General features: G+C 58.4%; 15 protein-coding genes and 1 pseudogene. 6 read left to right on the forward strand and 10 right to left on the reverse strand.

Translation table 11 applies throughout. The features are described from left to right. Window positions 1–204 precede the first annotated feature (204 nt). The 4 genes and pseudogenes from ABRP95_RS10710 to ABRP95_RS10725 all read left to right on the forward strand — a co-directional run bounded on the left by ABRP95_RS10710 (window position 205) and on the right by ABRP95_RS10725 (window position 2,984). Window positions 205–471: an integrase core domain-containing protein gene (locus tag ABRP95_RS10710; protein ID WP_349839444.1), complete on the forward strand. Its 267-nt coding sequence runs from the start codon at window positions 205–207 to the stop codon at window positions 469–471. Between the two features lie 182 nt (window positions 472–653). After that, the gene (locus ABRP95_RS10715; RefSeq protein ID WP_284785368.1) at window positions 654–1,103 is read left to right on the forward strand and encodes a helix-turn-helix domain-containing protein; all 450 of its coding nucleotides are present in this window, start codon (window positions 654–656) and stop codon (window positions 1,101–1,103) included. Then, window positions 1,100–1,654: a PIN domain-containing protein gene (locus ABRP95_RS10720; RefSeq protein ID WP_296090161.1), complete on the forward strand. Its 555-nt coding sequence runs from the start codon at window positions 1,100–1,102 to the stop codon at window positions 1,652–1,654. The genes ABRP95_RS10715 and ABRP95_RS10720 overlap by 4 nt, the downstream gene beginning before the upstream one ends. A gap of 108 nt (window positions 1,655–1,762) precedes the next feature. Continuing rightward, window positions 1,763–2,984 (forward strand): annotated as a pseudogene (locus ABRP95_RS10725) (IS3 family transposase). Between the two features lie 74 nt (window positions 2,985–3,058). Here the strand turns inward: ABRP95_RS10725 and ABRP95_RS10730 are convergent. The 5 genes from ABRP95_RS10730 to trmB are packed head-to-tail and all read right to left on the reverse strand — an operon-like array spanning window position 3,059 to window position 7,964. Beyond that, a complete protein-coding gene (locus ABRP95_RS10730) occupies window positions 3,059–3,391 on the reverse strand; it encodes a DUF3054 domain-containing protein (protein ID WP_284785758.1) in 333 nt (110 codons plus the stop codon). Between the two features lie 5 nt (window positions 3,392–3,396). Further along, window positions 3,397–4,425, reverse strand: coding sequence for a lysylphosphatidylglycerol synthase transmembrane domain-containing protein (locus tag ABRP95_RS10735; RefSeq protein ID WP_284640308.1), 1,029 nt, complete (start codon window positions 4,423–4,425; stop codon window positions 3,397–3,399). Beyond that, complete coding sequence (locus ABRP95_RS10740) at window positions 4,426–6,579, reverse strand: MMPL family transporter (protein ID WP_284771179.1); 2,154 nt, start codon at window positions 6,577–6,579, stop codon at window positions 4,426–4,428. 14 nt (window positions 6,580–6,593) lie between these two features. Beyond that, window positions 6,594–7,187 (reverse strand): NYN domain-containing protein, encoded by a 594-nt coding sequence (locus ABRP95_RS10745; protein WP_284771180.1) that lies wholly within the window; start codon window positions 7,185–7,187, stop codon window positions 6,594–6,596. Then, window positions 7,188–7,964, reverse strand: coding sequence for a tRNA (guanosine(46)-N7)-methyltransferase TrmB (gene trmB, locus ABRP95_RS10750; protein ID WP_284771181.1), 777 nt, complete (start codon window positions 7,962–7,964; stop codon window positions 7,188–7,190). It lies immediately after the preceding gene. A gap of 361 nt (window positions 7,965–8,325) precedes the next feature. Between trmB and ABRP95_RS10755 the strand changes: the two genes are divergently transcribed. Then, window positions 8,326–10,170, forward strand: a complete 1,845-nt coding sequence (locus ABRP95_RS10755) for a phosphoenolpyruvate carboxykinase (GTP) (RefSeq protein WP_284785735.1) — start codon at window positions 8,326–8,328, stop codon at window positions 10,168–10,170. Window positions 10,171–11,163: 993 nt separating this feature from the next. Here ABRP95_RS10755 and ABRP95_RS10760 read toward each other — a convergent pair. The 3 genes from ABRP95_RS10760 to ABRP95_RS10770 all read right to left on the reverse strand — a co-directional run bounded on the left by ABRP95_RS10760 (window position 11,164) and on the right by ABRP95_RS10770 (window position 13,526). Further along, window positions 11,164–11,922, reverse strand: coding sequence for a hypothetical protein (locus ABRP95_RS10760; RefSeq protein ID WP_349839436.1), 759 nt, complete (start codon window positions 11,920–11,922; stop codon window positions 11,164–11,166). Window positions 11,923–12,031: 109 nt separating this feature from the next. Beyond that, window positions 12,032–12,733 (reverse strand): CPBP family intramembrane glutamic endopeptidase, encoded by a 702-nt coding sequence (locus tag ABRP95_RS10765; RefSeq protein ID WP_349839437.1) that lies wholly within the window; start codon window positions 12,731–12,733, stop codon window positions 12,032–12,034. Window positions 12,734–12,779: 46 nt separating this feature from the next. Beyond that, the gene (locus tag ABRP95_RS10770; RefSeq protein ID WP_349839438.1) at window positions 12,780–13,526 is read right to left on the reverse strand and encodes a class I SAM-dependent methyltransferase; all 747 of its coding nucleotides are present in this window, start codon (window positions 13,524–13,526) and stop codon (window positions 12,780–12,782) included. Between the two features lie 24 nt (window positions 13,527–13,550). On the opposite strand from ABRP95_RS10770, the gene ABRP95_RS10775 reads away from it, so the two are divergent. Beyond that, window positions 13,551–14,642 (forward strand): glycosyltransferase family 4 protein, encoded by a 1,092-nt coding sequence (locus ABRP95_RS10775; RefSeq protein WP_349839439.1) that lies wholly within the window; start codon window positions 13,551–13,553, stop codon window positions 14,640–14,642. Here ABRP95_RS10775 and ABRP95_RS10780 read toward each other — a convergent pair. Together ABRP95_RS10780 and ABRP95_RS10785 are read right to left on the reverse strand one after the other, a co-directional pair. Then, on the reverse strand, window positions 14,554–16,035 hold the full coding sequence (locus tag ABRP95_RS10780) for an MmpA family trehalose lipid delivery protein (RefSeq protein WP_349839440.1): 1,482 nt from the start codon (window positions 16,033–16,035) through the stop codon (window positions 14,554–14,556). The genes ABRP95_RS10775 and ABRP95_RS10780 overlap by 89 nt on opposite strands. Next, entirely contained in the window at window positions 16,016–17,209 is a 1,194-nt protein-coding gene (locus ABRP95_RS10785; protein WP_284785742.1) for a porin PorA family protein, read from the reverse strand. The genes ABRP95_RS10780 and ABRP95_RS10785 overlap by 20 nt, the downstream gene beginning before the upstream one ends. Window positions 17,210–17,234 lie beyond the last annotated feature (25 nt).

The raw sequence follows: 17,234 nt of genomic DNA on the forward strand, positions 1-17,234 counted from the left end.
ACATGGTGGTAGATTACCAATCTTGCCAGCTCGACTGGGCTGGATATCAGGTGTCCACCAAATGGGGGTCAGGTCCCTTTGCCGCTGCAAGCTCTTAACTAGGCGATCGTATGTGCTGAGGAAACAACAGGTCTCATTCACCATTCGGATCACGGATCGCAGTACGTCAGCGTTGTCTACAACGAGCGACTTACCCAGCACGGCATTACAGCTTCCACCGGAAGTGTCGGTGACTTATATGACAATGCTCTGGCTGAAAACGTTAACGGCTCCTACAAGAACGAACTTATCCATACTCGCAGCTGGAATGATGTTGTCGAGGTAGAAATTGCGACGTTCGAGTGGGTGTCACGGTGGAACGAGACAAGGCTCCACCAAAGCCTGGGATACCGAACCCCAGCCGAGGTGGAAACCGAATTTTGGAAGAAGACCCCGCAACAGGCAATAATGGAAAACAAGGCAAATGCCTAGGAACAAAACCCGGGGCACTTCACCCGGGGCTCGAAAGTTTCTTTTTCGCGTAGCGTTGGCACGTCCAACCATCACCGTCGCACTCTTTTTGTCGCAATAAAAACGCTGGCCCCCTTCCACCCTGCTGTCCCTCCGAAATGTCGAGCGTTTCGTTTATTTCGTTTAACGGTTAGCATAGGACCATGACGCACGCACAAGACAACGGCGCAGCCCATACTAAGGCAACAGCCCAGAAAGCCCTTCGAAAACTTAACCGCGCCCTTGCAGGGGACACAGACCTCGGCGAGGTCGATGTCATCACTGAGGGGACAAACGAACCAATTCGTCTGCGCCGTGATGTTGCCGAACTACTCCGCGAGATTTTGGCTAACACTGCCGCCGGGCGCACCGTCAGTATTGTTCCCACAAGTGCAGAGCTGACCACGCAGCAGGCGGCAGACCTGCTGAACGTTTCCCGCCCGCATGTCGTCAAGCTTCTGGATCAGGGCATACTCAAAGGGCATAAGGTAGGCACCCACCGGCGTCTATACGCCTCTGATGTGCAGGATTTTAAGCACCGGAGAGCCCTTGAACAGCGCGCCGCTGCCGATAAGCTCGCAATCCTCTCCGATGAATTAGGACTGTATGAATGAGCGGCTTCACGGTGGTCTACGACGCGAATGTGCTCTACCCCAGCATGCTGCGCGATGTTCTGATCCGGTTAGCGAACACCGGGATTTTTCAAGCACGGTGGACAGACACGATCCTGGACGAGGTCTTCGACAATTTGCAGACAAATCGGCCTGATCTTGATCCGAACAGACTTGCCAGAACCAGGACACTCATGTGCGAGGCGGTCGATGATTGCCTCGTGACGGGGCACGAGGATCTGATTTCAGCGCTCCATCTTCCAGATCCAGATGGCAGGCACGTCCGCGCTGCAGCCATCCGATGCAGTGCACAGGTGATCGTCACGGAAAATAAGCGCGATTTTCCAGAGACCGAATTGAAAAACTACGACGTCGAGGTTCAATCCGCAGACGAGTTCCTTTGCGACCAAATCGATCTCTGCGGCCCGCTAGTTCATCAAGCAATCACCTACGCAACTGCTGCTTTTAAAAACCCTCCAAGAACCATTGATGACGTACTTGACTCGCTAGCAAAGGCTGGGGCGCCGGAAGCTGCAGAATTGCTTCGCCGTTAGTGAAGCGACGAGAAGGTTTACTCGACGCCCCCCTCGACACGCAGCTATGAGGTTACCCTCGTTTAGTGGACACCCTATTTTGTGCGGATCTTGTGTCCGTAAGAGAGGATGTTCATTGTGAATCAACAACGCCAGAAATACACACCTGAGTATCGACGTGAAGCCGCGAATCTTGTGATTGAGTCGCAGCGCCCAATCGCTCATGTGGCTAAAGAAATCGGCGTCGGACCAGGCCTTTTAGGCCGGTGGGTAAAAAATGAGCGCGAACGCTTAAGGAGCATCAGATGGGCTAAGCCAGGCCGATCTTCGCGCTGAAAATGCTCGTCTGCGCCGTGAATTAGCAGAAGCGAAGATGGATAACGAGTTTTGTCACAAGCGACAGCCTTCTTCGCTTTAAGGCAAAGCGATCAGAAAAGTTCGAACTAATGCCGCCAGAGAAGGCGAACTACAGCATCAAACGCATGGCCCGGCTATTAAAAGTGTCTCGGTCTGGATACTACACATGGGCCCATATGCAGCAGCAACGCTTATCCGGTAATGATGATCGTGCGGCATTTTACGATGATGTTGATCGCAAGATTCATCAGATTTGGAAAGACTCCAACGAGGTCTACGGTGCTCCGCGGATCACCGCAGAACTAGGTGAGCGCTACCATATTGCGCTTAACCGAAAATACTGTGGCTAAACGGATGTGCATGATGGGGATTAAAAGGGGATTTCACCACAGGACCTTTGTCCCAGTGACAACGATTCAAGCCAAGCGTAAGTCGAGTCTTCCTGACCTGGTCAAGCGCATGTTTGATGCCGGTGAGCTTAACCGGGTGTGGATGTCAGATATTACTTATCTGCGCACTGGTGAAGGCTGGTTGTATTTGTGCGCGGTCCGCGATGGCCATTCCCGCAGGGTACTGGGCTGGGCTATGGATAGCGTTCAAGATACTTCCCTGGTCGAACGGGCCCTGCAGATGGCGCATACACCTCCGCGGTGACGTTGCTGATGGGCTTGTCTTTCACGCCGACCGCGGAACGCAATTCACTAGTGAGAAGCTTTGGGAGGTGTGCCGCAACCTGGGTGTTGCACAATCGGTCGGCCGTACTGGTGTCTGCTTTGACAATGCGATGGCCGAGTCGTTCTAGTCGACGCTTAAGACTTAAGTTCTACGACCGGAAGCGCTGGCCAACCCGCGATGATGCGCGTCAGGCTGTGACTTACTGGATTGAAGTCGTCTACAACCGGTGCCGTCGCCACTCGTCCATAGAGAGGTAAGCCCCGTCGATTTTGAAGCTCAGCTCGCTGATCAAAATGGTAATAAGAAGGCCGCTGCTTAACCCCTAAGCAGCTCCACTACGTGTCCACGATTTGCGGGCAACCTCAGCTCTGGTTAGCGGGGATATTTTAAGATTTAATGCTTGCGGGCGAATAGCCGCCACCCAAAGAAGAACAGGGCGGACATCACGGTCGCAACAATGAGAAAGCTCCAATGGGGCAGGCGGCCATTTACCACGATCCACAGGGCCATGCCACCGATGATGGCAGACAGCCACACTACAAGGCCCTCTTTCCACTTGCCCTGGACCTTTGTGGCCAGGATGATGGCCCAGCCGATGAGCGCGCCTACCGCCCAGGGCCAGAAGGCATCGACCCAGCTGGAAAAGCTCAATCCGCCGTGGGCGAGGCGGGCGGCGATGGCGAAAATCATCAAGGCGATGATGTCAATGAGCGGAGCGATACGCATTGAAGTCATACGGTTTCCTTTTCTTTTTCTTTACGGGATAGCGTGGCGTAGGTAATGCCCTTGCGGGCATAGTGCCAGAAGTAAATGACCCAGCCAATAGCGGTGATGAAGGCAAAAGAGATAAGGCGGTAGATAATAGCCGTACTGGTGGCATCGACCGCGGTCATGCCCGTGGCCACGAGCGTGGCGATGATCGCCGCCTCCACCGTGCCCAGACCCGCTGGGGTGACCTGGGCGGAGCCGGCCAGCTTGGCGGTGAGGTAAGCCAGCGCGACGCCCGCGATGGTGGTGGTGTTATCGGCCGAATCGGTCGTGGGCATTTGGCCGGTCACGGCCCAAACGCAGCCCCAGAGCGCGAGCATGTCAATGAGCCGGTTGGCCAAGGAATAGAACGATGCCCATGCGAATTGCCGGCGGGTGAGGTGTACTTCCTTGAGGCTTTCCACGTGCTCGAGCAGGGCTTCGCGCTTCGAGCCTTTTACCAGCCGCTGCTTTTTTACCCAGCGCTCCAGCGTTTCGGGGTGATTGCTCAGCCAGAAAAGCCCGCCGGAGAGCGCCAGCATCGCTGCCAACGTGCCGATGAGGGACCACAGGGCCATATTGGCGTTGAGGAAGAGCACGCCACCAAGACCAATGAGCACCAGCCACAAGGTGGAAATAGCGGAGGAGAGCACGAAGAACCAACCGCACAGGACCACCGAGGCGCCCCAGGTGCGCTGCACGTGGAAGGTCAAAATGGCAGAAAAGGCTGGGCCCGCGGGCATGGTGGTGGACCAGGAATTGGATGCAAAGGTAAGAGCGGCGGTTTCCGTGCCCTCCACTTCCACGCCACCGGCTCGGATGAGCAGGCGCATGACCTCGCCCATCGCCACGACGGAGAGGATGGAAGCAACGACCACGAGCGTTACCGGCCCTGGTTCGGCGTGGGAGAGACGTGAGAAACCTTCGCTCAAAAAGTCCAGCTCATCGCGGAAGACGTAGATGAGGATGGCTAGGACTATGAGCGAGGCGATAACTTGCAGCCAATTTTTCAATTATTTATCTCCTTCAAGGCGCCGCTTTAACTCACTGAAGGGAATGGTCTTCCCACGGCGGGTGGTACTACCAGAAAGCCTAGTGGTCAAGTGGTGCAGCCAGCTAGGCGCCCACCAGTTATCCTCGCGCAGCAGGTGCATGACGGCGGGGACGAGGAGCATGCGGACAATGGTAGCATCGATAAGCAGCGCAAAAATCATGCCGTACGCTATGTATTTCATCATCACGATATCGGAGAAGCCGAACGCTCCCGCCACCACGATCATAATCAGGGCAGCCGCCGTGATGATGCCGCCAGTATGCGCGGTGCCTGCGGCGATGGCCTCGTCCGTGTTATCGCCGCGCCGCCGCGCCTCCACCATGCGGGAGACCAAAAAGACCTCGTAGTCGGTAGACAGGCCATAAATGATGGCGATGATCAGCACCAGAATGGGGCTCATGAGTGGGCCGGGCGAGAAGTTCAGCGCGCCGGAGCCCACGCCGATGACGAACATGAGCGTGAGGATGCCCAGGGTGGCGCCCAGGGTCAATAGCGTCATGACAATGGCCTTAATCGGCAGCACGAAGGAGCCAAAGACTAATGCCATGAGGATGAAAGTGGCGAGCACGACGTACAGCGCCATCCACGGCAGCTTGTGGAAGAGCGCATCGAGCGATTCGACCTCCATGGCTGGCGTGCCGCCGACATAAAGGTTGACGCCCTCGGGCGCGGTAACGTCCTCGAGCTCGTGGACGATTCGCGCGTAGTCCTCGCGGTCCTTAATGCCGGCCGAAAGGACAGTAGTCCCGTCCTGGGTGGCGGTCGATGGACCCATGGGTTCGGTAAGGCCGTCGAGGCCGCGGACTTGCATGACGACATCGACAAGCTGCTCGTTGGTGGCGCCTTCCACCACGAGCTTGACCGGCTCGGTGCGGAAGGCGGGGAACTCGTCGTTGAAGCTATCCTGCGCCACGCGGGTGTCGTGGTTGGGCGGCAGGTAGGTTTCGTTGATGCCGCCGAAGGTGATGCTCATGATAGGCAGCGCCAGTGCAATGAGCAGGCCGCAGATGGCCAGGGTCAGGCCCTTGGCCCGGCGCATGGCCCAGCGCGGCAGCTTGTACCACCAGGTGTCTTGAATGGTGCGGGCCGTGCGGGAGGTGCGGCGCACCGACCACAGATCGATCTTGGGCCCGAGCATGCCAAACAGGGCGGGCAGGACGGTGACGGACAGCAGGGCCGCCAGGCCGACGGCGGAAATCGAGCCATAGGCAACGGACTTCAAGAAGGCCTGGGGGAAGAGGAAGAGTCCGGAGAGCGCGACGGCGACCATCGCCGCGGAAAAGACCACTGTTTGCCCGGCGGTGGCGGTGGTGGTGGCCACCGCATCCTTGGTGGAGCTTCCCTTGTCCAGTTCCTCGCGGAAGCGGGAGACCATAAATAGGCCGTAATCGATGGCCAGGCCCAGCCCAAGCAGCGTGACTACTGCTTGGGCAAAGACGTTGACCTGCAGGAAACCGGCCAGGATGGCCAAAATTCCCAGTGAGCCCAGGATGGATAGGCCACCGACGATAAGCGGCATGAACGCCGCCACCACGGAACCAAAGACCACGAGGAGCAGCAGGCCAACGAGCGGGAGCGCTGCCTTTTCCGCACGCGCAATATCTTCTGCCATGCCTTCATCGAGGGCGTCCGCCACGGCCGTGGCGCCGGCAACCTCGACCGGCGCGGAGGTATCCGCCAGCGCGCCCTCGATGGCGCGGAAGTCCTTCAGCGTTTGTTCGTCATCGCCCTTGAGCCCAATGGCGGCAAAGGCCAGCGAATGATCATCATTGACCAGGTTGGGGTTCTTGCTATCGAAATAGCTGGTGACAGAGTCAATCTGATCCGGATAATCCTTTTTAAGCTGCGCCAAGTGCTCCTTGGCGGCATCGAAGTTCTCATCGGGCGAGCTAAAGAGCAAAACCACGTCGCCGGAATTATCGCGGCCGAACGTTTCCTGTTCGATCTGCGCCGCGCTTGTCGATGCCGCATTCGGGTCCTCCCAGCCCTCCTGGCTCATGCGTTCCTCGAGCTGGGTTCCAAAACCTACGAAGAGGGCAAGGATGGCACCGAGGATGACGATGGGAATGACCTTGCGGTGCGCATAGGAAAATCGTCCCCATTTTTCAAACATGTGGGGTAAGCCTCCTAGCTATTATTTAGTAGCGCAGCCAGCGGGCGGAATGGCTGGAGCCATGCACCACCTTCAGGCAGGTTATCCAGGTTGACGCGGGGCAGCGGCTCGCGGAAGACGCCGTCAATATCTTCTAGGTCAACGAATTCGATCTCGGCGTGACCCACGGCCCAGGAGGCGTGTTCGTGGAAACCCAGGACGGTAACGGGCAGGCCTTCATCAATGAGCTCTTCCAGCAAGGGTTGAAAGTTCTGGCCATCGGCAGAGGCGACCACGACGCCGGCGAGATCAGCGCGCAGTTTTTCAATGTGCTCGATCATGTCTGGATCCACGTCATCATCTTCGTGGATCTTCGGCTTGGCAAAGACGCCAAAGCCCACATTGCGGATGGCCTCTACCCAGGGGCGAATCACATCGGCGCCGCCGGGGGAGACATTGGTAAATACTGCGGCCTGCGGATCGGCATCGACATCTACCGCGCGGTAGACCAGCCACCGGCCGATGGCATCAAAACGCGGGCGGTGCGCCGCAGTGGGGCGCCCGCCGAGCAGGGAGCCGAGCCCCATATCCATATTGGGTGCGTCCCACACCAGTAGATAGGTGCTCATTTACTTCTTCTCCCACAGGTATTCAGTAATGACGTGTTCTTTATCCAGGCCCTTGCCCTCAAACTTGGTGATGATTTGGCGATCTACCAATTGCGGGCAGTCTGGCCACGGCCAGCCCTTGTACTCCAAACTGGGCTCGACGTGCACGAGCTCATCTATCCATTCGGCATAACCGGCGTGATCGGTAGCAACGTGCAGGACGCCACCCTTCTTCAACCGGGAGGCAAAGAGGTTGAGCGTGCCGGATTGGATGATGCGGCGCTTGTGGTGGCGCGCCTTGGGCCAGGGGTCTGGGAAGAAGACGCGGATGCCGTCCAGGGATTCTGGGGCAATCATGCGCACCATGACCTCCACGCCATCGCCGCGGATCATGCGAATATTATCGATGCCCTCGCGCTCGATCTGGCCCATGAGCTTGGCCAAGCCAGGCTTATAGAGTTCTACCGCGATGATATTGGTGTCCTGCTCCAGCGGTGCCATGGCCGCGGTGGAGGTGCCGGTGCCGGAGCCGATTTCCACGATGGTCTTGGCGCCGGTGCGGCCGAACCACTCAGCGACATCGATAAGCTCATCGCTTAAGACGCGGCCCAGTTCGGGCCAGCGCTGTTCAAAAAGCTGGTGCTGGTTATCCGTGAGCGTGCCGCGGCGAAAGGTGACATTGCCCAGGCGCGGGTAGTCCAGGTCATTGTCAAAGACCGCATTGAAGTCCGTTTGCGGCGGGCGACCCGGTGGCATTTCTCCGGCAGGGGTGTTTTGAGAATTATCCGTGCTATTCATTGCGCCCTATTTTTCCCTGTCCAGGCATGGCAAGCAATATGCCGCGCCGGGTATTTTCCCCGCCGTATGGGGGAGGGGGATGACCGGAGGCTTTGACGGGGGTGGTGCTTTGTGGCGCGGAGCGGAAGAATGGGGCACTTTGGCACCCCCGGAATGGTGTGGAGGGTGTCACGCCTAAAATCACAATTGTTCGCGGTGCGCTTGGTAAACGTCCGCTCACGGCGGTGGATATAACCGGAGTGGGAAAAATGACACTTAATGTGACCAATATTTTGGCTCTGCCGGTTAATCTGGAGGCGGAAGGCAAAGTTGGGCCGTGATGTGCCCCGATTTTCACATCCTATCCAGAGGAGAATTTTTAATGACCGCCACCATTCAGGGCCTCGTTGGAGAGCTGCCTACAGACAATCAAAAACTGATCGACTGGATTAATGAAAGCGTTGAGCTTTTCCAGCCGGACGAGGTGGCTTTTGTGGATGGCTCGCAGGAAGAGGCTGACCGCCTCGCCGCAGAGCTGGTCGATAAAGGCACCCTCATCAAGCTAAATGAGGAAAAGCGCCCGAATTCCTACTTGGCGCGGTCCAACCCTGCGGACGTTGCCCGCGTGGAATCCCGCACCTTCATCTGCACCTCGAAGGAAAAAGATGCGGGCCCAACCAATAACTGGGCACCGCCAAAGGCCATGAAGGAAGAAATGACGGAGGCCTTCCGTGGATCCATGAAGGGCCGGACCATGTACGTCGTTCCTTTCTGCATGGGCCCGATCAGCGATCCAGAGCCCAAGCTCGGCGTGCAGCTGACCGATTCCGCTTATGTGGTCTTGTCCATGCGCATCATGACTCGCATGGGCGCAGAAGCACTGGACAAGATTGGTACGGACGGCGATTTCGTCCACGCCCTCCACTCCGTCGGCGCTCCGCTGCAGCCAGGCGAAGAGGACGTTGCTTGGCCGTGCAACGACAATAAGTACATCACCCAGTTCCCAGAGACCAAGGAGATTTGGTCCTACGGTTCCGGCTACGGCGGCAACGCCATCCTGGCCAAGAAGTGCTACGCGCTTCGCATCGCGTCCGTCATGGCCAAGGAAGAAGGCTGGATGGCTGAGCACATGCTCATCCTGAAGCTGACGAACCCTGAAGGAAAGAACTACCACGTCGCCGCCGCATTCCCATCTCAGTGCGGTAAGACCAACCTGGCCATGATCACCCCCACCATTCCGGGCTGGAAGGCTGAGGTCGTGGGCGATGACATCGCCTGGCTGCACCTGCGCGAGGACGGCCTCTACGCCGTAAACCCGGAAAACGGGTTCTTCGGCGTTGCCCCTGGCACCAACTACGACTCCAACCCTATCGCCATGGATACCATGAAGCCGGGCAATACCTTGTTCACCAACGTTGCGCTTACTGATGACGGCGATGTCTGGTGGGAGGATATGACCGACGAGGCACCAGAGCACCTCATCTCCTGGACCGGTGAGGACTGGACGCCGGCATCGTCCACCAAGGCAGCTCACCCGAACTCCCGCTACTGCGTGCCGATTTCCCAGTGCCCCACCGCCGCGCCGGAATACGATGACTGGAAGGGCGTCAAGATTGATGCCATCCTTTTCGGCGGCCGCCGCAAGACCACGGTTCCGCTGGTTACCCAGTCCTTCGACTGGAACCACGGCACCATGATCGGTGCACTGTTATCTTCCGGCCAGACCGCAGCCGCAGAGGGCGAAGTTGGCGCGCTGCGCCACGACCCGATGGCCATGCTGCCGTTCATGGGCTACAACGCCGGTGACTACCTGCAGCACTGGGTTGACATGGGCAAAAAGGGCGGCGACCGCATGCCGGAAGTCTTCCTGGTGAACTGGTTCCGCCGCGGCGACGACGGCCGCTTCCTGTGGCCAGGCTTCGGCGAGAACTCCCGCGTTCTCAAGTGGATCATCGACCGCATCGAAGGCAACGTAGGGGCCGAGGACACGGTGGTCGGACGGACCGCCCGCGCCGAGGACATCGACTTGGAAGGCCTTGACTTCGATGTCGACGACGTTCGCGCCGCCCTTGACGTTGACCCGAAGGAATGGGAAGGCGATATGCAAGACAACGCCGAGTACCTGAACTTCCTGGGCTCTCGCGTGCCCGAGGAAGTGTGGAACCAGTTCCGCGCCCTGAAGAAGCGCGTGGAGGACGCCGCTTCCAAACGCGTTCATCCGCGGTAATTCCCGCATAAAGCTAACCCCAGCAGCGTAAAGCTCTGGGGTTAGATCTTTGTTGGGGTTAAACCGATACACCCAGTTACAACGGAAAAGACCCCGCCACCAAAGGAACTACAATCCTTAACTTGGTGAGCGGAGTCCTCAACTTTGTGACCGCTACCGTGAAGTTCGTTACCGCGATCCTTCACGTGGGTCTTTAGACCCGAGGGTCTCAACGAGCGAGCACTCGTTGGGGCCCTTATTATTCTACTACGACTTTTAAACCCCAAGAGGAATCTATTTTCTAGGGCCGGGCCGATGAAACCACTGAAATACCGGTACTGAGGTCGATCTTGGATGGAAAATGCTAGTTTTTATCTTGAAAGCCTCGGAACGGCCCCTAGGATAAATTGGGAATCAAGGCAAATGTCTAGGGATAAAATCCGGGGTAGTTCAGTCACGGGCAAACAGATACTGTCCCAGGATTGTGAGGAAATATGCGCGAATCATCAATACTAATCGCAGCTTTGTTTGCGTTGACTATTGGAGTTGGGGTTTTCATTTTCTCAATATCCACCTCTAATCCGTCTACGGGACTTTTGATCAGCTCCGGTGCATGCGTGTTAATGGGCGCCTTCAGCACTTATCTTGCAACCAAAAGGTACCAGGAGTCTAAGAACAAAAAGCTTCAGGAGAATGAGAATCAAAAGCTATAGCTTTTGCTATAGCCCGAGATATCGAATTACGAGATACCCTACGCCCTCTCAATCTGCAGCCATTACTCGTCGTCTCGCTGCAGATCCTGAAGTACTCCCGGCGGAGTGAAGTGTTCTGGGGCCAAATTAGCTAGCATTTCAGCGAAACTACCCCGAATAGTTTAGAGTTTCACCAACTTCGATGGTCGGTTTGGCACAGGTATGCAAATCATGTATGCTAAAGATCAGAGAAGGCAAGGACAGGTTCCCTTGTCATGAGTTGAAAAGGTCAACAGGACGAAAAGCGCCTGTTGGCCTTTTCTTATATTGGTCGTTTCTTGTGTACCGCACTAACAGTACTGGTACTGGTCAACCAACTGGCTAATGCAGAATCAATACTTTCTGTTAGGGTAAAGGCATCCTTGGTAACGTCCAGAATATCTACGTTTAACAAACTGTCCATGTGTGAGACACGATTCCGAAGATCGTGCAGATGGGCAACTCTCCAGTACGTCTTTTTACCACTTGAATCATCTGCGAAAGGAAAAGCGTCCTTTACTGCCCCTTCCCATAAGGTGAAGCGGTTTTTATTTTCGGTCTTTTCCGGATCTGCGTCAGGTGCATGATTAGAGAGGATATCTTTCCACATCCCGAACATCGTGTGAGCAAGCACATCATCATGTGTAATCGCCTGCCCATGCCGAAAATGGCTAGCAGGGCGACGATCTGCTGACTTCTGAGCCCGCCTTTTAGCTTCTAACCTCTTGCCTTGCGTTAGGCTACGTAAAGGCCTTGCTGGGGCCTCGAGGAGCCAACTGGTACTGCGTTGTCCAAGTTGTTCGCTGTTCCACTTTTGCAATTGTGTATCAATGGAATTACGAAGAAAAACCTCGGTAATACCCAGTGTTTCTTGAACGGAGGCGGTCATCTCAACGCCCCAACGATAAAGAGCAAGTGCATGCTTCTCATTTCCATTTGCAGCCTCTAGATACGGCTCAATGCGGGGTTTGCCCAAATTTTCAATGATCTTCTTGCGGTTAGAGCTCTTCACTCTCTCCATGGTGCCAGAAGTTGTGTCCATAAAATACTGTAGAAACCTTTCCGTACTTTTGGGTACATTGAAGCATTCTGGACGTAGTTTCCACCTCGGCTACTGAACTAGCGTTTTTCTCCTGCTGCGCAGGGATTGCTTAGCCCGATAGTCCCGCCAGAGCCGTGATTGCCACGACCGTGTTATTTGCAATGTGAATGCACAGGGGAGCGGTAAGGGTCTTGAACCAGAAGCGCGCGAGCACCAAAAAGGTGCCAAAGAATGCGATGTAGAGCATTACTGCGGGGATGCCGTGTGCGAGGGCGAAGACAGCGATGGTGATAAGCGCTGCCGCCCAGGTGGGCATGGAATTTTGTAGCCAATCCAATAGGACGCGGCGAAAGGCCACTTCTTCGACCAAGGGAATGACAAGCGCGGTGCTGAGTATCACCATGATGGTGGCGGCAGGGCTTATCTTTAGGCCGACGGAAAGGTTATTGCCGGCTGGTTCGCCGCCCAGTAATGCATTGACGCCGCCCGTGGCCGCACCAGCACCCAGGATGGCGAGGGGAATCCACCACAGCAGGTGCCATAAGGAATGCTCGGCTTTCACAAACCCGGCATCGCGCCACGACCAGCCCAAGCGGCGGGAAAATCCGTACCAGACCGTTCCCAAGCCGAAGATGGCGCCGCCGACGGCGATGCCAAAGGCCACCCAGGAACCGCTCTTTGTAATGAGGCCACAGGCGATGCCAATGAGTGCCGCACCGGCAAATGTGGCGACGACGCTTGCCACGGCCCACCCCAGGTGAGCTGCGCGAACGGTGGGGGAGAGCTGTGAGCTTTGTAGTTGGTCCGGCATGCTGGGCAGTATAGCAGGACAACCTCGGCGCGAGCTGTGGCACGGTTTAGTCGGGCTGCAGTACCAGCGTCAGGTTGGACACGGCGAATTCGCGCAGGCCAGGAACCTTGGTTAGCCACCATGCCCAGCTGGGGTGGTAGCGCGGAAAGGCGAGCTTTAGCGCGCCAGTGGACTCGGCCCAGGTGAGGCCGGCGGAGCAGGGGACATTAAATAGCGAGGTGCCAAAGACATTCTTGGGCGGGTGCCCGTGGCGGCGGGTATAGCGGTCGCGGGCGAAGGCGCCACCGACGTAGTGCTCCCACAGCCCGGTTTCGTGGCCGCCAAAGGGGCCGAGCCAGACGGTATAGCTCATGATGCACAGGCCGCCGGGGCGGGTAACGCGCAGCATTTCTTTACCCATATCCCACGGGCGGGGGATGTGTTCGGCGACATTAGAGGAATAGACCACATCGAAGGAATCATCTGCGAAGGGCAGGCGCGTGCCATCGCCACGCACGGAATTGCTGAGGTGGATATTAGCGGCAGACATTTCCCCGGCATCGGGCTCAAGGCCAACGTAGGACGCGCCGCGGTCCGCGAAGGCTGCGGCAAAATAGCCGGGGCCGCCGCCTACGTCGAGCACGAGGGCATCGGCAAGCGGCACGCCCAAGTCGCGGGCCAAGTTCTCCACCAACCTGGCCGTATCTTCTGCCAGGCCGCCGTAGAAAATATCGGGGCGGGTTTGCTCGAAGCGGAAAGAGCGCAGCAGCGCCCAAGAGCGGGAGAGCGTGGCCATGTCGCGGGTGTGTTTCATAAACCACTAGGCTAATACCCCACGATGAAAATTCTTTTACTATGCTGGCGCGATTCCACCCACCCGCAGGGCGGTGGCTCCGAGCGTTACCTCGAACGCGTAGGGGAGTACCTAGCGGCGCAGGGCCACGAGGTGGTCTTTCGCACCTCTAAGCACATGAATGCGGCGCGCCGGGAGGTCCGCGATGGCGTGCGCTATAGCCGCGGCGGTGCCAAGTTTGGCGTGTACCCGCGCGCGTGGATGGCCATTGCTGCCGGGAGAATGGGCCTGGGGGATCTGCGCGGCATTGACGTGGTCATCGATACCCAAAACGGCATTCCCTTCTTCGCGCGGCTGATTTCCGGCGCGCCGACGGTGCTACTTACCCACCATTGCCACCGCGAGCAATGGCCCGTGGCCGGTCCGGTGCTCGGGCGGTTGGGCTGGTTCTTGGAATCGCGCGTGGCACCGCGGGTATATCGGGATTCGACCTACGTCACGGTCTCGCAGGCCTCGCGCGAGGATCTGGAGGCGCTCGGCATTGAGGGTGCGCGGATCATCGCCAACGGTTTGGACCCCATTCCGGCGCACGTGCCTTCCCTCGAGCGCGAGGCGGATAAGCACCTGGTGACCCTCTCGCGGCTAGTCCCGCACAAGCAGATCGAGCACGCTATGGATACGGTGGCGCGCACGCCGGGGGCGGTATTGGACGTGATTGGCTCGGGCTGGTGGGAATCGAACCTGCGCGATTATGCCGAAACGCTCGGTGTGACAGAACGCGTGCGCTTTCGCGGCCAGGTTACGGAAGACTATAAGCACGCCTTGCTCGCGCGTGCCGATGCCCACCTCATGCCCTCCCACAAAGAAGGCTGGGGCCTTGCCGTCATGGAGGCCGCCCAACATGGAGTGCCCACAGTAGGTTATGCATTTGGCCTGCGCGATAGCGTAATCGATGGCGAGACCGGAATCCTTGTAGAAAAAGAAGGTGACTTCGTGGCAGCCACCCAAGAGTTACTGGATAACGCGGCGTTGCGACGGCGCCTAGGGTCTAATGCCCGGGAGTTTGCCGCGCGCTTTTCATGGGAGAAGACCGGCGCTGCCTTTGCACAATTGCTCCAAGGCTTAGTAGCGGGGTAGCCATCCACAGGGCGGTAAGCGCCCACGGTAGCGCGGGGCGCGGGGCGTTGGTCTCTGCGGCGATGGCACCATCAACCACCACGACGCCCACTCCAAGTTCCGTAAGGCCCGCCATATCGCGGTCCTGCCAGGCGCGCAGCGCCGCGCGGTACTGCGGCGAGGCCTGATCGATGACTTCACCGTCCACGCTAAGCTCGCCAGATTCCACCATGGGCACGGCCTTGGAATAGGGATCGACCGCGACTCCCAGGGTAGCTTCCCCAAGCGCGCCGCCATCCCCCGAAGGAACCTCCACCAAATTGGGCCGTTCGGGGAAAAATGCCAGGCGTCCGTCGATATCGCGCACCAACTGCTCATCCACCCCGGTATCGCGGGGAGAAAGCACGGCAAGGCGGGACGGGGCGGGGAGGACCTGGATGGTGGCAGCCACTAGCGCCAGCACGGCCGGAATCTGCGGCAGCGCGCCGATGGAGGCGACGTATAGCGGCAGCGCGAGCATCGTGAGTTTGTGGCTATCGCGGAAAAGACCCGCCCCCGGAACGTTATCGATGGCCCATTCCAGCATGCCGGGCAAGAGCCAACACGCCAGCGCCCCGCCGAGTCCCAGCGCAGCCAGGACGGTCAAGCGCGCCGGGACGCGGTGCGCGCCCGCCAGCGCGAGAACTGCCACGAAGAGGCCGAACACTGCCAAGCCCAGGGCGGCCTCACCATTCCAGATTCCGCCGAGTCGCAACAGCGCGCCCACCGTGCCCACGTGTTCTTCGGCCCGCGGGGAAAAGGCCGCGACGGCGGCTGCGGCATCGCCAGGCACGCCGGGTTGGAAAAGGCCTGGAACCAGCCACGGCAGCCACAAGAGGCAGCCCGCCAAGGCCACTCGCTTCCGGCAGGTAAAAAGGGCCGTGACCACCGCGAACAGTCCACCGGTAGGGGTAAGCGATGCGCCCCACATGGCCAGCCAGGCCAGCCAGCTGTGGCGGCGCCCCGCCCAGGCGATAACCGGGAGCAGCCAAGCGGCGATGGCCAGGGACCATTGGCCTTGGAGGAGACGTTCGATGACAAAGGGATTGGCCACCGCGATGGTCATCGCGGCCAGCGCGGCTACCGTGGTGCGGGACCACAGCGCGGCGGTGAGCGCGGAGGCCCCGGCGGCGGCAAAGATGAGTACCCGGGCGGCCCACGCGCCGCCGAGTAAGGCCAAAAACCCATCTTGGGGTGCGTTGCGGGCTGGCAGGCTTCCCGCTCCCAGCGTGGATGGCGTAAGCCCAGGATCGTTTAAGAGCACCATATCGCGCCAGAGGAATTCGCCGGGCAGCGCGAAGGGCCAGCACACCGCGGACACGAGGATAATTCCCCACAGCCCGAGGAGGATGCGCCTAGGCGTGTGCGGCATCATGGGCGTCACGGTGGCGGCGCATGTACTGGTAGGCGGCGAAAATGAGCAGGGAAACACCGATGGCCTTGCCCAGCCAGCCAACGGCCATAAGCCCCCGGATGGCGTAGATTACCGGGCGGACCTCAGCGAGGCGCTCCGCGCGGGTATCCTCTGACCACCGGAAATCTGCTGCCAGCACGGAGCGATCTGCGGTGTCATCCTCTGCGATGAGGGTTCCCGCCTGCTGGATATCGGTGGCGAAAAAGACCTTGACGTTTTCCCGGACATCCACGATGGTGCCGGTGGTGGGCTCGACCGAAATATCGCGGCCCACGGTATAAAAGGGCTCGACAATAACGGTGGCATCGGCATCTAGATCCAAAAGCTCGCGCGAGTGGCGGTCATAAAAACGGCTTGCAGGACCCGTTAACTGGAAATCGCCGGATTTCAGCTCGTCCGTTTTAGTGGTGCTGCCCAAATCTGCGCTGATATTGCTAAAGGTGTTTTTCAGCGGCAGCGGCTGTAAGTCCTGGTGATAGGAATAGATGGGGATGCCATCCATTTTTGAGTCGCCGGTAAAGTCCATCGGCGTGGATTCCTGGGCCAGGAAATCAAAAAATGCGTAGGAGCGCTGCTCGGTACCGGAGGGGAAGAAATAGGTCAGGCCGTCTCGTTCGAAGTCCTCCCGGGTCAGATCGGTGTTGAACTCGGGCAGGGCGAGGGCCCATTTATTGACCGGATCCGCTACCGGGAACGTGGATTCGCGGTTGAGCACAGAGTGTTGATCAACGGAGGCGATTTCCTCTTGGGAGTCCCCGTCTTTTCCGGCAAGCAGGCTGGTTACGGAATCGGTGGTGGCGATGGTGTCATCATCGTCTACCTCGCCGGTGGCAATGGTGCGCTCCAAGGTCAGCGGCCCGTGGTGCTGGTAGCACCACATCGGGGCGGATTTGTCGGCGCAGCGCGGGTCATCGCTGGATGTGGTATCTGAGGGAGCTTCACCGGCCATGAGGGCGCGCACGTCCATCCACACCGCGTCGGTGGGCCCGCTCGAGGTGGAAAAATCTTTATCCAAGCCCAGCGGGCGGGTCCGGTTATTGTAGAGGGTCGGGGCGAGGGTACCAATGAGGAGGAAAATGATTGCGGCAATGACAACCCACGCCCGTGGCGAGCGTGGCCAAAGGTAGCGGCTCATTGCAGTACTATATCCAATCAGTTTC

Origin of the sequence: Corynebacterium sp. KPL2895 (genome assembly GCF_040225815.1) — a bacterium.
Taxonomy (GTDB): Bacteria; Actinomycetota; Actinomycetes; order Mycobacteriales; family Mycobacteriaceae; genus Corynebacterium; species Corynebacterium rhinophilum.